Source organism: Flavobacterium sp. UBA4854 (genome assembly GCF_002399805.1).
GTDB lineage: Bacteria > Bacteroidota > Bacteroidia > Flavobacteriales > Flavobacteriaceae > Flavobacterium > Flavobacterium ginsengisoli.
Genome location: NZ_DHEI01000143.1, coordinates 2,821 through 21,941, shown reverse-complemented (window position 1 = coordinate 21,941; position 19,121 = coordinate 2,821). Strand labels below are relative to the sequence as shown.

The window sequence follows — 19,121 nt, the reverse complement described above, 5'->3', positions numbered from 1 at the left end:
GATTCTCCCGAAGAGTTTGGAGTTCGCGAATATTATTCAATAAGTAAAATAGTTTATTTTGATGCAATGTTGAATGAAAATTTAGATTTCATAAGCGACAAACAATCAGAACCAATGGCAAGTGAGAATTTGTTTTACTATTTGAATTTCAATAAAAAAATAACATTGTACGATGCTCTTGAATTAAAGAACTATTATATTCTAAGCTATTACGATGATGCTTCAAAGCAATTTATTATGAGAAAATTTACCGATGGTTTTATGATGGAAAACAATAGAAATTCAATCATAAACAAATCGATATTTTCAAATCCTGCTACTTTTGAGAAAATCAGTTCCTATTAATTTCAACGAAAATCGATCTAGAAGTCTAATGTTTTCGAGCTTTCGCAAAAATGAAATGAATAATTTTTCTTAATTTTACAAAAAAGACACCTATTATGCTATCAAAAAATATTGAATCGGCTTTAAACAAGCAAATCAGAATAGAAGCAGAATCTTCGCAAACTTACTTGTCAATGGCTTGTTGGGCAGAAGTACAAGGATTGGAAGGAATTGCTCAATTTATGTACACACAATCAGACGAAGAGCGTGCACATATGCTTAAATTGGTAAAATATGTAAATGAACGTGGCGGGCATGCTCAAGTTACAGATTTAAAAGCGCCTAAAATAACATATTCTACTTTTAAAGAAATGTTTGAGGAACTATATAACCACGAACTTTTTGTTTCAAAATCTATCAACGAATTAGTGCACATTACTTTTGAAGAAAAAGATTATGCAACTCATAATTTCTTGCAATGGTACGTTTCTGAACAAATCGAAGAAGAAGCAACAGCTAAATCTATTTTAGACAAAATCAACTTGATTGGTGAGGACAAAGGAGGACTTTATTTGTTTGATCGTGATATTCAGCAATTAACAGTTACTAGTTCGATCGCTATCAATCCTAAATAAAAAAGTTAAAGTTTATTTAGAATATTTAAAAATAACTTTTTTGGTTTATATTTGTCTCTGTTTTTAAAATTCAGAGGAAAAAAGTGAGCAAGAAAGAAAAAGACAAGGACAAAAAAAAGGATAAGAAGAAAAAGAAAAACGCTGTTATCCTTGACAAAATTAAGAAGATCGAAAATTGCAAATCTTCTTGCTGCGAGAAGTATAAGAAAAGTGAAAAGAAACGCTGCTCACGCTGTCCTATGTTTGATTTATTCAAAAAAACTGCTTAACACGATATAGAAAAACCCGTCAGATTTCTCTGGTGGGTTTTTTAGTTTTAAATTGCAGTCACTTTCGACTTTTAAATTCTATTATGGAAAACGCTATCACAATTCCCAAATCTAGTCTCGATTTTTTGGTTGAGCTAAAACAAAATAACAACAAACCCTGGTTTGAAGAACATAAACCGCAATATTTAATAGAACTTAATCATATTGAAAATTTTGCAGGCGCTTTACTAAAAGAGCTTTCCAAAACTGATGTTTTAGAAAATACTTCTGGCAAAAAAAGCGTTTACAGAATCTATCGAGACATTCGTTTTTCTAAAGATAAAACCCCTTTTAAACATTATTGGGGCGGAAGTTACACGCGTGCCACTGCAGCAAGACGCGGCGGTTATTATTTTCATTTGGAAAAAGGAAATAGCTTTTTTGCAGGTGGCTTTTGGGGTCCAAATGCGGCAGATCTAAAACGAATAAGAACCGAATTTGCTCACGACCCAGAAACTTTTCAAAAGATCTTAAATTCTAAATCTTTCGTTAGTAATTTTGGAACTTTACAAGGAGAACAGCTCAAAACGAAACCAAAAGGTTTTGATGTAGATCACCCTGCTATAGATTTACTCCGCTACAAACAATTTTTGGTTATAAAGCGTTTTACTGACAAAGAAGTATTGAGTCCGCAATTTTTAGAATTAGCTTTAGATGCTTTCAAAAACATGAGACCATTTTTTGATTATATGAGCGAAGTACTTACAACTGATGCTAATGGAGTTTCCATTTTATAAAAACCATTTTCGATAAAATATTAAACCCGATAGGTTTTAGAAACTTGTCGGGTTTAACTATTTCGCAAAAAGGATTATTTACTCAACAGTAAAATTTCATTTATAACAACCTCCGTTATATAACGTTTTTCGCCGTTTTTATCATCGTAGCTTCTGTGCGTTAGTTTTCCTTCAACAGCGATTTCTTTTCCCTTTACAACATATTTTTCAATTATCTCAGCAGTTTTTCCCCAAGCAGTTATGCGATGCCATTCGGTTTGCTCTACTTTTTCGCCTTTATCATTTCTATAAATCTCATTTGTTGCTATTGTAAGATGCGCAAGTTTTCTACCGCTTTCTAATGTTTTAATTTCTGGATCATTACCAACATTCCCGATTAATTGTACTTTGTTTCTAATTGCACTCATGGCGTATACTTTTTTATTGTTATTATTAAATTGAATCGTTTATCGAATTCAACACTGCAAAGATGCCAAACCTCAACATTGGCAGTCGGTTGTTAACTATTTACTATCGACTGTAACTATTTGTAAGCGTTTGTAAATGGAATTTGTTTTTTGTATATTTGAGATAAATCTTACGATATGCAAGCAAAAATTAAAAAAGTAGAGTTAAGAAATCTTGAAATAGAAGACTATAAACAATTAAAGAAATCAATGATTGAATCGTATCCAGAAATGGCAGATTCTTATTGGAGATCTGAGGATATAGAAAGACTTCTTTCAATTTTTCCAGAAGGACAGCTGGTGATTTTGGTTGACGGAAAAGTTGTTGGCTCTGCCCTATCTCTTATTGTTGACGAAAAATTAGTAGAAAAAAGACATAATTATCAGCAAATTAGTGGCGATTATACCTTTTCGACCCACAATCCAAATGCTGAAATTTTATACGGCATAGATGTTTTTATTCACCCCAATTATAGAGGCTTGCGTTTAGGGCGCCGTTTGTATGATGCAAGAAAGGAGCTTTGCGAACAATTGAACCTCAAGGCGATTGTATTTGCAGGGAGAATTCCGAACTATAGAGAACATGCCAAAAAGATGTCTCCAAAAACGTATATCGAAAAAGTGCGTACCAAAGAATTGTACGATCCGGTTCTTTCTTTTCAGTTAAGCAACGATTTTCATGTTTTGAGAATCATCAAAAATTATCTGGAAGGTGACGAAGAATCGAAAGAATTTGCGGTTCTATTGGAATGGAATAATATTTACTATGATGATAGTCCGAAACTGATTAATTTAAAGAAAAACATTATTCGTCTAGGACTAATTCAGTGGCAGATGCGTCCGCTTAATAATGTTGAAGCACTTTTTGAACAAGCAGAATTTTTTATTGATGCCGTTTCGGGTTATGGTTCTGATTTTGCTTTGTTTCCAGAATTGTTTATTGCGCCATTAATGGCCGATTACAATCATTTGTCTGAGGCAGAAGCCATTCGTGAACTTGCCCGCCACTCTGATCCTATTAGAAAGCGTTTTCAGGAATTTGCCATTTCATACAATATCAACATTATTACAGGAAGTATGCCTTATTTAGAAGGCGGAAATCTTTACAATGTTGGTTTCTTATGCAAAAGAGACGGAACTTCGGAAATGTATACCAAAATTCATATTACACCAAATGAGGTTATTCATTGGGGAATGAAAGGCGGATCTCAATTTAAAACCTTTGATACCGATTGTGGTAAAATCGGAATTTTAATCTGCTATGATGTCGAGTTTCCTGAACTTTCGAGACTTTTAGCCGATGAAGGAATGGATATTTTGTTTGTGCCATTTTTAACCGATACTCAAAACGGTTATACTCGTGTAAAACATTGTTCGCAAGCGCGTGCTATCGAAAATGAGTGTTATGTAGCCATAGCAGGTTGCGTTGGAAATCTTCCGAAAGTAAATAATATGGATATACAATATGCGCAGTCTTCTGTATTTACGCCATCAGATTTTGCTTTTCCAAGTAACGGAATCAAAGCTGAAGCGACTCCAAACACAGAAATGACTTTAATTGTCGATGTTGATTTGAATTTATTAAAAGAGCTTCACGAACATGGAAGCGTAAAAACATTAAAAGACCGTAGATCTGACCTTTACGAAATTAAAAAATTGAATTAATAAAGACCTTTTTAAATTAATAATCAATGAGTGTCATTCGAAAAAATCCGCTATTTGAAATCTATATTAAAAATGATCACCTAGTAATTAACAATAACGATTTCAGAAAGGATAATGTGATATTTGAAATTGACAGCATTTTAAGCTTAGAATTAATAAGACATTTATCTTTCATTAATAAAATCATTGAAATAACATTTGGACTAAATGTCCCTACAAGATCTTGCGAATTAAGGATCAATTTGGAAAATGGTTTTAAGGATATTGTTTTAACCGACTGTGACATTAAAAAAGTGGAGGTTTTAATCTACGAAATTAATCGGGTAATTATTAAAAGTGTAAATGAAAAACCTAGTTTATCAACAAAATAAAAATGTTAAATGAAAACATGCCTCGAATGCTCAGCCAAAATTTTCGGTCGCGAAGACAAGAAATTCTGTTCCGATAGTTGTAGAAATGCGTACAATAACAAAATAAATAAAGATAGTACAAATTTCATGCGAAATATAAACAACAAGTTACGCAAAAATTACCGTATTTTGGCAGAGTTAAATGTAGACGGAAAATCGAAAGCTTCTCGAGACAAATTATTAACAAAAGGCTTTGATTTTGAGTTCTTTACAAACATTTTACAAACCAAGACAGGAAATACATATTATTTCTTGTACGATCAAGGCTATCGTTCCTTGGACAATGATTATTTTATGCTTGTTAAAAAAGAAATATAGTTAGTATTATTCACCATGAGAAAAAACCCCACCTCAATTCTCGCCATAGTCTGCGTTTTAGCTTTACTCGGTATTATATATGCCACGATGATGCCGCAAGGAATTTCGAAAGATGACGAAGCGCTGGCCGAATTTTCGACCGAAAGAGCCTTAAATCAGGTTGAAATTATTGCGCAGAAACCGCACTATGTCGGATCTACCAATCACGAACTAGTTGCTAATTATCTTAAGCTTGAATTAAACAGAATAGGTTTAGAAACAAGTGTTCAGGAAGGTTTTACTCTAAATGATAAAGGTCTTTTGGTAAAGTCAAAAAATATTTTGGCTCGAATTAAAGGAACAAACAATACAAAAGCACTTTTACTTCTTTCTCATTATGACAGTGCGCCTCACTCTTTTTCAAAAGGAGCAAGCGATGATGCTTCTGGCGTTGCAACAATCTTAGAAGGTGTACGTGCCTTTTTATATTCAAAACATCCTCAAAAGAACGATATTATCATCTTATTTTCTGATGCAGAAGAATTAGGGTTAAACGGAGCAGCTTTATTCGTAAACAAGCATCCTTGGGCAAAAGATGTTGGTTTGGTTTTAAATTTTGAAGCAAGAGGAAGTTCTGGACCAAGCTACATGCTGATGGAAACCAATAAAGGAAACCAAGCGTTAGTTAAAGAATTTACTAAAGCAAAACCTTCTTACCCAGTCTCAAATTCTTTGATGTATAGTATTTACAAAATGCTTCCTAACGACACTGATCTAACTGTCTTTAGAGAACAAGGAAACATTCAAGGTTTTAATTTTGCTTTTATCGATGGTCATTTCAACTATCACACACAACAAGATGATGTTCAGCATCTAAACAAAACTACATTAGCGCATCAAGGCACTTACATCATGCCTTTGCTGAAATACTTCACCAATATTGATTTAAACCAAACGGAGTCTACAGAAGATAATGTTTATTTCAATGTTCCTTTTACATTCATTAGTTATCCGTTTGCTTGGGTAATGCCAATGACGCTTATTGCTCTAGGTTTATTGATTGTTTTCATTTTTGTTGGAAAAGCAAAAAGAATCATCACTTTCACAGAAATTTTCAAAGGTTTTGTTCCGCTTTTAGGATCTATCATAATTGCAGGATTAGTAACCTTTTTAGGATGGAAACTTCTTCTTGAAATTTATCCGCAATACTCTGATCTTCTAAACGGATTTACCTATAACGGGCATGCCTATATTGGTGCTTTTGTTACTTTGAGCATTGCTATTTGTTTTGCTTTCTATCATCATTTCTCTGAAGCTAAAATTACCATGAACCATTTTGTGGCGCCTTTATTGCTTTGGATTATCATTAATGCATTTTTAGCCAACAGCTTAACTGGTGCAGGCTTTTTAATTATTCCTGTATATTTCGGAATTTTATTATTCGGAATCTTTGTCTTTACACAACATTATAGTTTAGGATTGAATTTAATATTCTCTATTCCTGCCCTAGCAATTATTGCGCCTTTTATTGTAATGTTTCCAGTTGGTTTAGGACTTAAAATATTATATGGAAGTGCTGTTTTAACCGTTTTGCTATTCGGATTATTGCTTCCAATATTTGGAGCTTTTGCTAAAAAAGGAGCTTGGATTGTTGTTTTCTTCCTTACTTCTATCGCATTCTTCGTTTACGCAGGATACAATTCTGGTTACGAATACGGAAAAGCCAAATCAAACAGCTTGTTATATGTTTACAATGCCGACAACAATTCTGCTGTTTGGACCACTTATGATACTAATCTAGACGAATGGACTAAATCGTATTTAGGCGAAAAAAATCAAAAAGCAGTTGGGTTAAATACGCTTCCGCTGGCAAGCAAATACAATACAACGTTTACTTATAGCGCAATTGCTCCAGTTGTTGAAGTGCCAAAACCGACAATTCAATTTTTAAGAGACAGCGTAATTGGAAATAATAGATATCTGAAAATCAAAATTACTCCCAACAGAAAAGTAAACCGCTACGACATTTATGCTAATCCAAAAATGACATTTTTTAACTTTAAAGCAAACGGAGTGACAACTTCTGGCGAAAAAGGAAACCGTCTGCAAAGAGAAGACAGTAAAATTTTATGTTATTATGTTGTAGGCAACGAACCGCTTGAAATGGAATTCTATATCAACAAATCATCTATTTTTGATATGGATTTAATCGAGAGTTCGTTCGATTTAATGAGCAATCCGCTATTAAATGTTAAACCAAGAAATGATTGGATGATGCCAACGCCATTCGTTTTAAATGACGCAGTATTAATACAACAAAAAATCAAAAGATATACACCACCAGTAAAACCAATTGTGCCTGTTGTGCCTGTAGATAGTTTGGCTGTAAGTAAAGATAGTTTGAAACCTGTAGTTGTTAAACCAGAATAAGGAAATTGGACTAACCCAAAATCATTTAAAATGAAAAAAAACTTCGTTTTGTTCTTGACTTTCAACAGCTTTCTAGCACTTAATGCACAAACCGTCGAAGAAAAAATAGCAGCAAAAGCATGTGAGTGTTTAGAAAAAAGTTCAAAAATTACTGAAGATGTTTTTAGGGACTGTCTAACCAAACCAATGGGCGAACTGATTCTGACAGATAAAGATCCAAAAGTTAGAGAATCTATCAATACAGTTGAAGGCATTCAAGGCATGATTCTGAGAGTTCAAGGTATCATTTCAAAAAAATGTCCAAACTTAGTTCCAGAAGCAATAGAAAACAAAGACAATATTTTCTATAGTGAATCAAAAGACAAAAACGCACAGAACTCTTATATAATTGCAAAAGATTTTATGCGTCAGAACAACTATAAAATGGCTGTTGAGAGTTTTCAGCTGGCTTTAAAATCAGATCCAAACTTTGTTCTTGCACTTGATGATATTGCTGTTTCTTATAGACAGTTAAACGATTATGATAATGCCATTAAATATTACAAAAAATCACTAGAGATTTATCCCGAAGGAAATTTTGCTTTAATGAACATTGGAGTTGTTTATACTTTAAAATCTGATTTTAAAACCGCGATCGGTTATTACGAAAAACTAATTCAATATCATCCAGACAACGCCGAAGGTTATTTTGGTGCCGGAAAAAACTATTTCATGCTCAAAGACGATGAAAAAGCATTAGATAATATTTTTATTGCACATATCATTTATACCAACGAAAATTCTGAATATGCGAAAGATTCTGAACAACTCCTTGGTGCTATTTATCAGAAAATGAAATCGGAAAACAAAGAAGATTTATTCAAAAAAATCGCTGAGAAAAACAACGTTAAAATAGAATAAACATGGCTACAAATATTTCTACAATCGTTTTGAATGCATCAGTTGAAAAAGTATGGAATGCATTAACACAACCAGAATTAGTCAAACAATGGCAATACGGAAGCGATTTGCTTACGACTTGGAAAACTGGAAGCGAAATCAGATTTAGAAATGAATGGGATGGCCAAGTTTTTGAACAATGGGGAACAGTTTTAGAAGTTGTTCCAAATCAGAAAATCAAATACTCTCTGTTTTTTCCAAGACCTGGTTTAGAAGATAAAGCGGAGAATTATTTTATAATGAATTATGTTTTATCTGAAGAAAATCAGAAAACAAAACTTGAAATAATTCAAGAAGATAATCGTCCAGGCGCAGTTCAAGAAGAACCGCAAGGCGAAGAGAATCCGATTTTACAAGGCTTAAAAGCTTTAATTGAATCGTAAAATTAGGTTCAAAGGAGCAAAGGTTCAGAGATACAAAGATAAAAAGCACTATTTTCATAGTGCTTTTGCTTTTTATATATGATGAGAAACCTTTGAATCTATGTTTCTTTGAACCTTTGCTCCAAAAAAATTAGCAAGCGCATTCTATTTTCAAACCTTGTTTTTCGCCTTTTGTTCCTTCGGTTGCATATCCGTCGATTTTCCACCATTCCAGTCCGCCAATTAGCTCTTTTACTTTAAAGCCTAATTTCGTCATATTCAAAGCTCCTTTTGTAGACGCGTTACAGCCAATTCCGGTGCAATACGTTACATACAAAACATCTTTATCTAAATCCTGTGTCGTTTCTAGATTCATTTCGCGATGCGGAATATTAATTGCATTCGGAATATGTTCTTCATCATAACCAAAAGCTCTTCTGGCATCGATTACAATTATTTTTTCGCCGTTATTTAAAGCTTCAAATAAATCTGACGGATCCATTTCAAAAGCTAACTTGTTTTCATAATGTTTAATTTGTGCTTCCATGTTGTTTAGGTTTTAATGTTTTACTTTTCCAAAAGTAGATGAACATCAAACACCATAAAAACGAAAAGAATTCATCAAGAGCATTACTTTTTTTCATACAAAAGCCAGTCTAAAATTTTGTTACTTTGCGTATTAATTCTTCAAAAATGGAAATACGCCACTTAAAATTGATCAAAGCAATTGTCGAAGAAGGAAGTATCACAAAAGCGATCGATAAACTTCATTTGACACAATCGGCTTTGAGCCATCAGCTTAAAGAAGCCGAATATCAATTGGGAACCGCCATATTTTTAAGAACAAACAAAAAATTAGTGCTTACAAAAGCTGGCGAAAAAATCTACAAAATTGCCAACGAAATACTGAATAAACTTGCCGAAACCGAAACTCAAATCAAACAAATGGTCTTTGGTGAACATGGCGAAATCAGAATCAGTACTGAATGTTTCTCAAGTTATCATTGGCTTCCTTCCGTTTTAAAGCAATTTCATCTTTTATATCCGAATGTAGAATTGAAAATCGTAGCCGAGGCAACTCATATTCCGTTGCAAAAATTACTAGAAAACACCATTGACATTGCCATTGTAAGCGATCAGATAAAAGATAGCAACATCAAATATCAAGAGCTTTTTCAGGATGAAATGGTTATGGTAGTTTCAGAAAACCATGCTTGGTCTGATAAAAAATATGTAGTTGCAGAAGACTTCATCAACGAACATTTGATTATTCATTCTCTTCCGTTAGAAACCGTTACTATTCATCAGTTTCTTTTGGCTCCAGCCAAAGTAAGTCCGAAGAAAATAACGCCAATGCCATTAACCGAAGCTTCACTCGAAATGGTTAAAGCCGATATGGGCGTGATGTCGATGGCAAAATGGGCATTTACACCCTATTTAAAAACCACTTCTTTACGAGCAGTGAAAGTTGGAAAAAATGGATTGAAAAGAAAACACTTTATTGCCACACGTGCTAAAGAAAGCTATCCCGATTATTTTCATCATTTCATCAGCTTTTTACAAAATGAAATTAACTTACAATGGAATATTCAATAAGAAAATGTGAAATCACAGATTTACCCAAACTACTTGTTTTAATTGAAAAACACGCAGAATTTGAAAAAGCTGAGTTTTCTCCTGAAGGAAAAGAAGATGGTTTAAAAAATGCTTTATTTGGCCAAAATCCAAAGTTATTTTGCTTGGTTGTGGCTACAAACGAAACGATTATTGGTTACACTTCTTATACGTTTGATTTTTCGACCTGGAACGCACAAAACTTTCTCTACATGGATTGTTTATTCTTGGAAGAAGAAACTAGAGGTTTTGGAATTGGCGAGATCTTAATTGAGAGATTAAAAGAAATCGGGAAACAAAACAATTGCGTTAACATTCAATGGCAAACGCCGGAATTCAATACAAGAGCGATTAAATTTTATAACAGAATGGGCGCAAAAGGAAAAGACAAAGTCCGATTTACTTTAACTTTGTAACCAAATAATATCTCTGTGACTTTTAATCACGCAAATAAAGAAAATTAAACTTTGCGACTTTGCGAGATTATTAATTGCTGTAACCTTAAAAAAAATGAAACAAATTAGCATCTTAGGCTGTGGCTGGCTGGGACTTCCTTTAGCAAAAACATTAATTACGAAAGGCAATTCGATAAACGGATCTACAACTTCAGAGAACAAACTTTCGATTCTAAAAGATGCGGGAATAAATCCGTTTTTGGTTGAAATTGAAGAAAAAGAAGTTTCTCAAAACATTGATTCTTTTTTAGCAGAAAGCGAAATCTTAATTATAGATATTCCGCCAAAATTAAGAGCAGTCGATCCTAATTCTGAAAAGAAAGCTTTTGTAGATAAAATCAAAAATTTAATTCCGTTTATAGAAAAATCAACGGTTGAGAAAGTGCTTTTTGTAAGTTCAACTTCTGTTTATAGTGATGATAATGGTTTTATAGCAGAAGAAACCATTCCGAATCCAGAAACGGAAAGTGGTAAACAATTGCTTTTAGTCGAAAATCTTCTTCAGCAAAATCAAAACTTCGAAACCACAATTCTTCGTTTTGGAGGTTTAATTGGCGAAGATCGTCATCCTGTTACGTTTTTAGCAGGAAAAGAAAACCTAGAAAATCCAGATGCTCCTGTAAACTTAATTCATCAAAAAGATTGCATTGGTATTATTGAAGAAATCCTAAATCAATCTAAATGGAATGAGGTTTTTAATGCCGTTGCGCCCTTTCATCTGTCAAGAAAGGATTATTACACTCAAAAAGCTACCAAAATGAATTTGCCTTTACCAAATTTTAGTTCAGAAAAATCGAATATTAAAAAGGTAATTTCAAGTGAAAAAATTGAAACCGTTTTAGATTATAAATTCAGATTGAGAGATTATTAAATCTTACTGTCAGGCTGAGCGAAGTCGAAGCCCATTTCGTTTTCATAAGCCTTCAACTTCGCTCAGGGTGACAATCGTCTAAACTGTCGTGCAAAAACTTAAATTACTTACATAGTTTTAAAAAACTTTGCGAACTTTGCTTCTTTGCGGTTAAAATTCAAAAAATCATGGAAACAGTTTTCATCAATTCGCCTTTAGGAATCACCAAAATCATTGGAGATGAAAACGGCATTTCGGTAATTTCTGTTTCTGATATTGGTACGAATGAGGTTTCAGAAACTATTCCAGAAGTTTTACAAAATGCAGTTTTGCAATTAAATGAATATTTTGAAGGAAAAAGAACCGATTTTGATTTAAAACTGAATCCGAAAGGAACCGAATTTCAGCAGAAAGTGTGGAAAGCCTTATTGGAAATCCCCTACGGTAAAACGGTAAGTTACATGGATCAGACCAAAAAACTTGGAGATGTTAAAGCAATTCGCGCTGTAGCCTCGGCAAATGGTAAAAATCCGCTTTGGATTGTAGTTCCTTGTCATCGCGTGATTGGCACAAACGGATCCTTGACTGGATATGCTGGAGGATTATCTCGTAAAAAATGGCTTTTGGAACATGAAAGCCCATCTCCACAACAAAGTTTATTTTAGTTTTACTGTACAAAAAGAAGGATAATTCATTCATTTTTAATTTACGATAAATTAAAAATCTAAATTTGTGTACATTTATTACAGAATAAAAAATTAGTTCAATTCGTGAATTCGTGGCAAAAAAAATATGATTGAAAAAATAAACCTAAATAACATTCTATTTCTCGATATAGAAACCGTTCCCGAAGAAGAAAATTTCAATTCCCTTGACGCTGAAATGCAATCACTTTGGGATTTAAAAACACAATATCAACGAAAAGACGAGTTTTCTCCTGAAGAATTTTACGAACGTGCTGGAATTTGGGCTGAATTCGGAAAGATAATTTGCATTTCGGTTGGTTTTTTTACGATCAAAGGAGATGTTAGAAATTTTAGAGTTACCTCATTTTTTGGCGATGAGAAAAAAATTCTAAAAGACTTTTCGAATCTGGTTAACAATCATTTTAATCAGCCACAACATTTGATGTGCGGGCATAATTCAAAAGAATTTGATATTCCGTTTATTGCAAGAAGGATGATTATCAATCAAATGGCAATTCCAGATAAACTGAATTTATTTGGTAAAAAGCCTTGGGAAGTTCCACATTTGGATACTTTAGAATTATGGAAGTTTGGCGATTATAAGCATTTTACATCTTTAAAATTGCTTACCAAGATTCTTGGAGTTCCTTCTCCAAAAGGTGATATTGATGGAAGTCAGGTTGCACATGTCTATTATGTTGAAAAAGATATTGACCGAATCATTACCTATTGCGAAAAAGACACCATTGCAGTTGCTCAGGTTTTCTTACGCTTGCGCCGAGAAGATTTATTGATTGATGAAGAGATTATTCATGTATAGCTTTTAAGCTACTAAGATGCTAAGATTTTTAACCATCGTGTTAAAATAAACTTCAACGACTTAAATGGTCTAAAAATGACACACGAGGAAATTTCGCATTACCGTTTGGTTTCACAAAAGCTTTATAAAACAAGTTCTTGTTTGCCACAAGAAATTGTAAAACATCTTGGTGCTATGCAGGCTCAGGATTATGCAATGGCAAAATGGGCCATTGGTTCTCGTTGTGATGCTGGCGAAAAAGAGATTGAAGAAGCTATAAATTCGGGCAAAATTATCCGAACTCATATTCTGCGTCCGACTTGGCATTTTGTTTCTCCTGATGATATTTATTGGATGCTGGATCTTTCGGCTCCGCAAGTAAAACGTTTCACTTCTTCTGCAGCTAAAAAATATGGTTTTGATGAGAAAAAGCTAAACCAAGCTAATACTTCTATCGAAAAACTATTGGCAGGAAACAATCATTTGACTCGAGATGAAATCATGCAGGAACTTGGCATCAAGAAAACTTCAAGCGCCGATTTCTTGAGTGCTGCCATTATGATGAATGCCGAATTGGATGGTTTAGTCTGCAATGGAGAAATGAAAGGCAAACAAATTACGTATGCTTTGCTCGAAGAAAGAGTCTCTAAACCAAACTCCAAACTAAATAAAGAAGAAGCTTTAGCCAAACTTGCTTTACGTTATTTTGAAAGTCATGGTCCTGCAACAGCACTTGATTTTTCCTGGTGGTCGGGTTTTGCTCCCACAATTTGCCAAAAAACAATTAACGCAATAGAGTTGCAATTAAACAGAATCACTATTGATAATCAGCAATATTGGCTTAAAAAAGACATTAACAATACAGATAACTTTCGCGAAAGCGTACATTTTCTTCCCGCTTTTGATGAGATCCTAATTTCGTATAAAACGAGAGAAGCTTCTTTTCAAACAGATCATCAATCGAAAGTTTTTACTAATAATGGCATCTTTAAACCCATAATTTTAGAAAATGGAAAAGTGATTGGCATTTGGAAAAGGACAATCAAAAAAGATCATGCTAAAATAGAAACGGAGCTTTTCAAAGAAATCGAAAGCAACAAAAAACACATCTTATTTGAAGGAATTAAATCTTTTGAAACCTATTTGGGAACCAAAATTGTTATTGAATAATCTGAATTTTTATAAAAATTTTGTTGCTCACTACTCTTACTTCGGGTTTCACTCCTAAAATCTTTATGCGTATTATTGCTAAATAATTACATTTACAAAAAATTACAATTATGGTATTAAGCAGATTTTGGTTAGCGATTTTTATTTCTTCGATTGTTTTTATTGTAGTCAGTTTGTTTACTGCCAATACGTATACCATTGATTCTATTTTAAATGGAAAAAAAGACGATCCTATTTTAGTTTCTGAAAAATACCTTGAAGAACTTCCTGCTTTCTTAAAAGACAGTATCAAGAAAGCGCCAGATCAGACCATGGTTATCAATCGTGATACGCTAAATGCCGATACAACGTATGTTTACAAAAACAAAACCGTAAAAATTTATAGCGGACTTCAAAAATCTGATGGTTTATTGCCAACTTGTAAAAGCACTTTGGTTGATTTAATTCTGCCGCTTATCGCTTATTTAGCTTTTTTCTGTGGTTTGATGGAACTTTTAATCGTTTCTGGAGCTTCTGGAAAATTAGCAAAAGCACTGAGTCCGGTTTTTGTTAAGGTATTTCCGAGCATTCCACAAAATCACCCTTCGATATCTTATATGACTTTAAATTTTGCTGCCAATTTCTTGGGATTAGATTCGGCTGCAACTCCATTTGGGTTGAAAGCTATGGAAAGTTTACAGGAAATAAATCCCGAAAAGGACAAAGCGAGTGATGCGCAAATCATGTTTATGTGTCTTCACGCTTCTGGATTGACTTTAATTGCAACTTCTATTATTGGTTATCGAGCTGCCGCAAACGCAAGTAATCCTGCCGATGTAATGTTGCCTTGTATCATAACTTCGTTTATCGGAACCATTGCTGCTTTCTTGATTGTTGGAATTAAACAGAAAATCAATTTCAAAAGTGCCTCGCTTCTTATTGGTTTAATGGTTTTAATTGCCGCAATTGTGGGGTTACTGATGTATGTAAATCATTTGGATTTGATTGGAAAAAACTATTTTACCTCTAACCTTTCTGGATTAATCTTAATTGCGATCATAGCATTTACTTTGATTTTTTCATTCCGACATGAAAAGAAATTCAAAGAAGCTGAAACGACTGTTTTCGATACTTTTGTTGTTGGAGCCAATAACGGAGTCAAAACAGGAGTTACGATTTTTCCTTATGTTTTAGGAATGCTGGTTGCGATTTCGCTATTTAGAAACAGCGGTTTATTTGAAATTATCAGTGACGGAATTGCTTTTGTCTTCTCGAATATGGGAGTAAATAAAGAAATTACCAATGCACTTCCTGTTGCCATCCTGCGTCCATTTAGTTCTGCTGGTTCAAGAGGTTTCTTAATTGACTCTATGAATACTTTTGGAGCCGATTCTCTAACGGCAAGATTAAGCAGTATTTTTCAATGTAGCGCCGAAAGTACTTTCTACGTAATTGCGGTTTATTTTGGATCTGTAAATATCAAAAACACCCGTTACGCTTTAGGCACGATGCTTTTGGTAGATTTGATTTGTGTGATTACAGCAATTTTTGTAGCTACTTGGTTTTTTTAGTAGAAATTAAATGTTACGGCCAGATTAAAATTTGGGATTAAAATATGAATCGAGCCAACGGCTCTTCAAATTAAATGTGGATTTTTCATTGTTAACCGGATTAAAATCCGGCCCTACAAAATATTTCGAGCCAATGGCTCTTTTACGATCAAATAAACATTTGACAAAGTTCCGTAGGAACGTTTAAATATTGTAGCCACGGATTTTAATCCGTGGAAAGCAATATAATTAATAATTCCAAAAGTTCCAGCGGAACGACACATTTAAAAAAAGAAAGCTAAATACTACAAAAATTAAAAAGATATAATTTATTTTGCCAAAAAAAAGTATGGCAAATACCTATCATCAAATTTACATTCAAGTAGTTTTTGCAGTCAAATATAGAAATGCCGTAATTGAGGAAAGCTGGAAATCAAAATTGCTTGGCGTGATTGGAAATTTAATTAATGAAAATGGAGGCAAAACAATTATTGTAAATGGTGTCGAAGATCATCTACATTGTTTATTAGCCATTAAGCCAAGTATTTCAATATCTGAACTCATGAAAAATGTTAAGGCAAAATCTTCAAAGTATATCAACGACAATCAATTAACCAAATCCAAATTTTCATGGCAAGTCGGATATGGCGTTTTCTCATATAGTCAATCTCAAATTAATTCTGTTTACAAATACATTGAAAATCAAAAGGAACATCATAAAAAGCAAAATTTTAATGATGAATTTCTGAATTTTCTAAATAAATTTAATGTCGATTACGATGAAAAATTTATATTTGAAAATCTAATATAAACCTTATGAAAATAGCCCCCTTTTTCTTCGTATTGCTCTTAATCGGATGCCAAAAAACAAAACCTACAGATGCTGCACCGCCAACAGCAGAAATTATTGAACCACAGGAGACATTAGAAGTTTCAGCTAATGAAAAGATTATTAAAACCGATACTGTAGCGATTTATACTGGAGAAACAGAATCTTCGACAGATTTTATCTTAGCGCATTTGGTAGATCAGCAAGCAGATAAAGACAGCATTGTTACTGTAAAATACCGATTAGACTTTTATCAGAATAAAACCAAAACCGCATCTTCTAAAGTTGCAATTAAAAGTTTCCAAAAAGGTTCTGAATGGACAGCTTCTTACGGATTAACATCTGAGACTGCTAAAAATTCTCCTTTTATACAAATCAATTTTGGATATCCTGCTTGTGGTTATTCACACGAAAACTATCTCTATTATTTAAAAAACAGCGGACTACAATTAGTACACCAATGGAGCTCAATGTCTGACAGCGGCTGGGGAAACTGGGTTGAAATCGTAAATCCTTCTATCAAATCTGATCCAAAATCTTTTTATTGCAAAACTGTTGCGTTTTTACCTGCAGACGAAGATGAGAACATGGATATGGGAATTCTTCAACACTCAGACTCAATCTCTTTTGAATTAAAAGACAATAAATGGAAAAAGATGTTGCTTTCTGCAAAAGACAAACCGTATTTTGAAAAAAAGATGACGTTTGATCAATTTAACGCTGCAGAATAAAAAAACAGTTGCAGAAGAGCCCTAATTCAAATTCTTTCTTAGGTAAATAATTTCTAAATTTGTAAAAAAACAAAACAATGATCGATTTTATATACCAAGATCCTTATCCGATCTTAAAGGATGATACGCAGTACCGCAAAATCACTTCTGATTTTGTGAAAGTAGAAAAATTTGGAGAACGCGAAGTTTTAACAGTTGATCCAAAAGGTTTAGAGTTATTGGCTGAAGAAGCTTTGACTGATGTTTCGTTTATGTTGAGAACGACACATTTACAAAAATTAAGAAAAATTCTTGACGACCCAGAAGCAACAGATAATGATCGCTTCGTAGCATACAATTTACTTCAAAACGCTTCTGTAGCTGCTGAGGGTCAGTTGCCAAGTTGCCAAGATACAGGAACTGCAATTGTAATGGCTAAAAAAGGCGAAAGCATTTTTACTGGTGTTGATGATGCAGAATGGTTAAGCCGTGGTATTTTCAACACGTACCAAAAAAGAAACTTACGTTATTCGCAGATTGTTCCGATTTCGATGTTTGAAGAGAAAAATTCAGGATCAAATCTTCCTGCGCAAATTGATATTTATGCTAAAAAAGGAGCTTCATACGACTTTTTGTTCATGGCAAAAGGTGGAGGATCTGCAAACAAAACATACTTATATCAGCAAACAAAATCGTTGCTGAATGAAAAATCTCTAGATGAATTCATTCGCACAAAAATCAAAGATTTAGGAACTTCTGCTTGTCCTCCATACCACTTGGCTTTGGTAATTGGCGGAACTTCTGCAGAAGCGAACTTAAGCGCTGTTAAAAAAGCATCTGCTGGATATTATGATCATCTTCCAACTTCAGGAAACATGGCAGGTCAGGCTTTCCGTGATTTTGAATGGGAAGAAAGAGTTCAGAAAATTTGCCAGGAAAGTGCCATAGGAGCGCAGTTTGGAGGAAAATATTTCACACACGACGTTCGTGTAATTCGTTTGCCACGTCACGCGGCTTCTTGTCCAGTCGGGTTAGGAGTTTCTTGCTCTGCAGACAGAAATATCAAAGGAAAAATCACTAAAGATGGAATCTTTGTTGAACAGTTAGAAGTAAATCCGAAACAATTTTTACCAGAAACGGCTCCGCATTTAGAAGCGCCTGTAGAAATTGATTTAGATCAGCCAATGGCAGATATTTTAGCTAAATTATCTCAATATCCAGTTAAAACTCGTTTAAAATTAAACGGAACTGTAATTGTGGCTCGTGATATTGCTCACGCAAAAATCAAAGAATTGTTAGACGCTGGAAAACCAATGCCTGATTATTTCAAAAACCACCCTGTTTACTATGCTGGGCCTGCAAAAACTCCAGACGGAATGGCTTCAGGAAGTTTCGGACCAACAACTGCTGGACGTATGGACGTTTATGTGGATGAATTCCAGAAAAATGGCGGAAGTATGATTATGCTGGCAAAAGGAAACCGTACCAAACAAGTTACTGACGCCTGCAACAAATATGGCGGATTCTACTTAGGTTCTATTGGAGGTCCCGCAGCTATTTTGGCTCAAGACAATATTCTTAAAGTAGAAGTGGTTGATTTTGAAGAATTAGGAATGGAAGCTGTTCGTAAAATCACTGTTAAAGATTTCCCTGCCTTTATTATTACCGATGATAAAGGGAATGATTTCTTTGCTAATTTATAAAGTTGTTTTGCCACAAAGGCACTAAGACACAACGTTTTTTTTTATAAAATACAAAACCGCCTTTTTGGGCGGTTTTATATTTTTTATTAAATTCATCTTTGCGCCTTAGTGCCTTTGTGGCAAACTAAGCGCTTAAATCCTGTTTTTCAAAAGCTATAAAATGAGATATTTCGCCTTTTAGGTTATAAACTGGCGAAGCCTCGATTTTACATTTATACGTTTG

At 33.8% G+C, this 19,121-nt stretch carries 21 protein-coding genes and 1 pseudogene; 20 read left to right on the top strand and 2 right to left on the bottom strand.

What is annotated here, in order from left to right; genetic code table 11:
• The 4 genes and pseudogenes from B3J44_RS20725 to B3J44_RS20710 all read left to right on the top strand — a co-directional run.
• A pseudogene (locus B3J44_RS20725) lies at positions 1-345 on the top strand (hypothetical protein); the annotation flags it as partial.
• Positions 346-440: 95 nt separating this feature from the next.
• Positions 441-959, top strand: a complete 519-nt coding sequence (locus B3J44_RS20720; RefSeq protein ID WP_179003006.1) for a ferritin — start codon at positions 441-443, stop codon at positions 957-959.
• An 83-nt stretch (positions 960-1,042) separates the two neighbouring features.
• Positions 1,043-1,228 (top strand): hypothetical protein, encoded by a 186-nt coding sequence (locus tag B3J44_RS20715; protein ID WP_026727441.1) that lies wholly within the window; start codon positions 1,043-1,045, stop codon positions 1,226-1,228.
• A gap of 83 nt (positions 1,229-1,311) precedes the next feature.
• Complete coding sequence (locus tag B3J44_RS20710; RefSeq protein WP_286971186.1) at positions 1,312-2,004, top strand: DUF2461 domain-containing protein; 693 nt, start codon at positions 1,312-1,314, stop codon at positions 2,002-2,004.
• Between the two features lie 74 nt (positions 2,005-2,078).
• Here the strand turns inward: B3J44_RS20710 and B3J44_RS20705 are convergent, their stop codons facing one another.
• Positions 2,079-2,411: a single-stranded DNA-binding protein gene (locus B3J44_RS20705; RefSeq protein ID WP_111284911.1), complete on the bottom strand. Its 333-nt coding sequence runs from the start codon at positions 2,409-2,411 to the stop codon at positions 2,079-2,081.
• A 177-nt stretch (positions 2,412-2,588) separates the two neighbouring features.
• Between B3J44_RS20705 and B3J44_RS20700 the strand changes: the two genes are divergently transcribed.
• The 6 genes from B3J44_RS20700 to B3J44_RS20675 are packed head-to-tail and all read left to right on the top strand — an operon-like array spanning position 2,589 to position 8,574.
• Positions 2,589-4,115: a bifunctional GNAT family N-acetyltransferase/carbon-nitrogen hydrolase family protein gene (locus tag B3J44_RS20700; protein WP_286971184.1), complete on the top strand. Its 1,527-nt coding sequence runs from the start codon at positions 2,589-2,591 to the stop codon at positions 4,113-4,115.
• Positions 4,116-4,141: 26 nt separating this feature from the next.
• Entirely contained in the window at positions 4,142-4,486 is a 345-nt protein-coding gene (locus B3J44_RS20695; RefSeq protein ID WP_286971183.1) for a hypothetical protein, read from the top strand.
• A 9-nt stretch (positions 4,487-4,495) separates the two neighbouring features.
• A complete protein-coding gene (locus tag B3J44_RS20690; RefSeq protein WP_008465546.1) occupies positions 4,496-4,843 on the top strand; it encodes a hypothetical protein in 348 nt (115 codons plus the stop codon).
• Positions 4,844-4,858: 15 nt separating this feature from the next.
• Positions 4,859-7,252 (top strand): M28 family peptidase, encoded by a 2,394-nt coding sequence (locus B3J44_RS20685; protein WP_286971182.1) that lies wholly within the window; start codon positions 4,859-4,861, stop codon positions 7,250-7,252.
• A gap of 30 nt (positions 7,253-7,282) precedes the next feature.
• Positions 7,283-8,152 carry a tetratricopeptide repeat protein gene (locus tag B3J44_RS20680; RefSeq protein WP_286971181.1) on the top strand — a complete coding sequence of 290 codons (870 nt, stop codon included), beginning with the start codon at positions 7,283-7,285 and terminating at the stop codon, positions 8,150-8,152.
• Between the two features lie 2 nt (positions 8,153-8,154).
• Positions 8,155-8,574: an SRPBCC family protein gene (locus tag B3J44_RS20675; protein ID WP_286971180.1), complete on the top strand. Its 420-nt coding sequence runs from the start codon at positions 8,155-8,157 to the stop codon at positions 8,572-8,574.
• 130 nt (positions 8,575-8,704) lie between these two features.
• Here the strand turns inward: B3J44_RS20675 and B3J44_RS20670 are convergent, their stop codons facing one another.
• Entirely contained in the window at positions 8,705-9,100 is a 396-nt protein-coding gene (locus B3J44_RS20670; protein ID WP_286971179.1) for a rhodanese-like domain-containing protein, read from the bottom strand.
• A gap of 146 nt (positions 9,101-9,246) precedes the next feature.
• Between B3J44_RS20670 and B3J44_RS20665 the strand changes: the two genes are divergently transcribed.
• From B3J44_RS20665 to B3J44_RS20620, 10 genes are all read left to right on the top strand, one after another.
• Positions 9,247-10,149, top strand: a complete 903-nt coding sequence (locus tag B3J44_RS20665; protein ID WP_286971178.1) for a LysR family transcriptional regulator — start codon at positions 9,247-9,249, stop codon at positions 10,147-10,149.
• A complete protein-coding gene (locus B3J44_RS20660; protein ID WP_286971177.1) occupies positions 10,134-10,583 on the top strand; it encodes a GNAT family N-acetyltransferase in 450 nt (149 codons plus the stop codon). The genes B3J44_RS20665 and B3J44_RS20660 overlap by 16 nt, the downstream gene beginning before the upstream one ends.
• A gap of 94 nt (positions 10,584-10,677) precedes the next feature.
• The gene (locus B3J44_RS20655; protein ID WP_286971176.1) at positions 10,678-11,493 is read left to right on the top strand and encodes an SDR family NAD(P)-dependent oxidoreductase; all 816 of its coding nucleotides are present in this window, start codon (positions 10,678-10,680) and stop codon (positions 11,491-11,493) included.
• Between the two features lie 167 nt (positions 11,494-11,660).
• A complete protein-coding gene (locus B3J44_RS20650; RefSeq protein WP_286971174.1) occupies positions 11,661-12,137 on the top strand; it encodes a methylated-DNA--[protein]-cysteine S-methyltransferase in 477 nt (158 codons plus the stop codon).
• 127 nt (positions 12,138-12,264) lie between these two features.
• Positions 12,265-12,978 (top strand): 3'-5' exonuclease, encoded by a 714-nt coding sequence (locus B3J44_RS20645; RefSeq protein WP_286971172.1) that lies wholly within the window; start codon positions 12,265-12,267, stop codon positions 12,976-12,978.
• A gap of 75 nt (positions 12,979-13,053) precedes the next feature.
• On the top strand, positions 13,054-14,127 hold the full coding sequence (locus B3J44_RS20640; RefSeq protein ID WP_286971171.1) for a winged helix DNA-binding domain-containing protein: 1,074 nt from the start codon (positions 13,054-13,056) through the stop codon (positions 14,125-14,127).
• A gap of 110 nt (positions 14,128-14,237) precedes the next feature.
• The gene (locus B3J44_RS20635; protein WP_286971169.1) at positions 14,238-15,677 is read left to right on the top strand and encodes a nucleoside recognition domain-containing protein; all 1,440 of its coding nucleotides are present in this window, start codon (positions 14,238-14,240) and stop codon (positions 15,675-15,677) included.
• Positions 15,678-16,005: 328 nt separating this feature from the next.
• Entirely contained in the window at positions 16,006-16,467 is a 462-nt protein-coding gene (gene tnpA / locus B3J44_RS20630) for an IS200/IS605 family transposase (RefSeq protein ID WP_278020090.1), read from the top strand.
• Positions 16,468-16,472: 5 nt separating this feature from the next.
• Complete coding sequence (locus tag B3J44_RS20625; protein WP_286971166.1) at positions 16,473-17,216, top strand: hypothetical protein; 744 nt, start codon at positions 16,473-16,475, stop codon at positions 17,214-17,216.
• A 77-nt stretch (positions 17,217-17,293) separates the two neighbouring features.
• The gene (locus B3J44_RS20620) at positions 17,294-18,898 is read left to right on the top strand and encodes a fumarate hydratase (protein WP_198855169.1); all 1,605 of its coding nucleotides are present in this window, start codon (positions 17,294-17,296) and stop codon (positions 18,896-18,898) included.
• Positions 18,899-19,121 lie beyond the last annotated feature (223 nt).